General features: G+C 39.5%; 2 protein-coding genes. Both read left to right on the top strand.

Annotated elements, in window-relative coordinates; genetic code table 11:
• Positions 1–225: 225 nt before the first annotated feature.
• Positions 226–948: a MobV family relaxase gene (mobV, locus tag I2F23_RS13780; protein WP_195773132.1), complete on the top strand. Its 723-nt coding sequence runs from the start codon at positions 226–228 to the stop codon at positions 946–948.
• A 6-nt stretch (positions 949–954) separates the two neighbouring features.
• Positions 955–1,632, top strand: a 678-nt coding sequence (locus tag I2F23_RS13775) for a hypothetical protein (protein ID WP_195773131.1), incomplete at its 3' end; no start/stop codon positions are given.

The following is a 1,632-nucleotide window of genomic DNA, read 5'->3' as shown; positions in this document are numbered from 1 at the left end:
ACTTTTTATTTCTATATATCTATTTGATTATATTTACTTTTAATTGTATTTAACACTCTGTTTCGTGCGCTTTTCGGGGTCGAGGGGAAGCTCCCCTCGCTCATGGAATAATTTAAATAAAATTTATTTTTTAAAATTGTGTAGTGAGTACTCTTTTGGGGCTCCCAAAGATCGAGCGGCCTGTTATGGTGGTCTCTTCGATGGTTTTTCTTATTGGAGAGGTCGATGAGTTTCTTAATTTTTAGAACAAAGAAGTTGAAGTCTTTCGGTGAGATCTCAGGTTCGCTTTCTCACAATTATCGCACACGAGAAACGCCGAATGCCAATCCTCAAGAAACGCCAAAAAATGAGCATTCTCATCAATCAGCAGACGATGTGTTATGTGGAATCAAAGATCGTATCCCACAAAAGGTGCGTAAGAATGGTGTCTTATGTATTGAAACGTTAATGACAGCTTCTCCAGAATGGCAAGGTTGGCATAATGCGAGTAAAGAAGCAGCATTATTTGAGAAGTCTAAAGCCTGGTTGGTTGAAAAGTTTGGTGCAGAGAATGTGATTGCAACCAGTATTCACCAGGATGAAACAACACCGCATCTCTTGGCCTATATTGTGCCATTAGATCCTCAGACCAATAAGCTAAATGCGAGAAAGTGGTTAGGCGGCCGTACAAAGTTATCTCAACTGCAAACGGATTATCATCAAGCCGTCACGCAACATGATCAAGATTTTGGCTTAAGACGAGGAATTGTGGGTTCAAAAGCCAAGCATACAACCATTCAGCAGTTTTATTCTCAGATCCAAGCACCTATCGTACCGAATCAAGCATTTGAGCATGTACAAACACAGATTCAGCCAATTTCTACACCCGTGCCAAAAAAACCATTAGACAGTCAGCTCAGTGAACCAGCGTGGATAGCATCTGTAATTTATAAAGATGTCGCTTCATAGGTAGATGTGATCAGTGCCCAGTATCAACAAGCAATGCAAGATATGCAAAATGCTTATGCACATCAATTGAAAGTCGCCCGTATAGAAGCAGATAAAGAACGAGATGCCCATCATCGTGCAATTCGAGTGATTGAAGATGAAAAGTTAAAAGTTGAAGCGTTACAAAAAGAGCTCAAGGTCTTTCGCGAGTATCAGAGGTTTTTCCCACAAGAGTATGCTCAACTTGAGGCGCATATCCAACTTAAATTACAAGAACATCAAAAAGTATTAGATCGCCAACATAGTTCTTCTACAAAATCTGATCTAGATCATTCATTAATCATGCATCACAAGCAATTAAAACAGACAGAGGATCAACGTATAGCGTCTGTCAGACAACGCTTTGAACATGATATTGAACAGGCGAATAATCTCGCTGAAAAGGAAGTCCATACACAAAATTATGACAACTGGCAGAACAGCCGATCATTAGATGTAAAGCAAGCGTTTAAAGAAATCTCTGAAACGTATAAAAGTACTCCTTTTTACGTGCTGCTTAAACAATTGGTTGTCAACAATTGTCATGAAGCTTTCTTAGATGAACAAACCGAGGCACTACAAACCTTTAAACCTGAACAGGTATTTGCACGAGTCCGTAATCACGTTGCTGAAAATATCCAGATGTGTCGTCTTGCAGAACAGTAT

The organism is Acinetobacter pollinis (genome assembly GCF_015627175.1).
GTDB lineage: Bacteria > Pseudomonadota > Gammaproteobacteria > Pseudomonadales > Moraxellaceae > Acinetobacter > Acinetobacter pollinis.
Note: the sequence above shows the minus strand (reverse complement) of the source record. Positions and strands in the feature narration are given on the sequence as shown.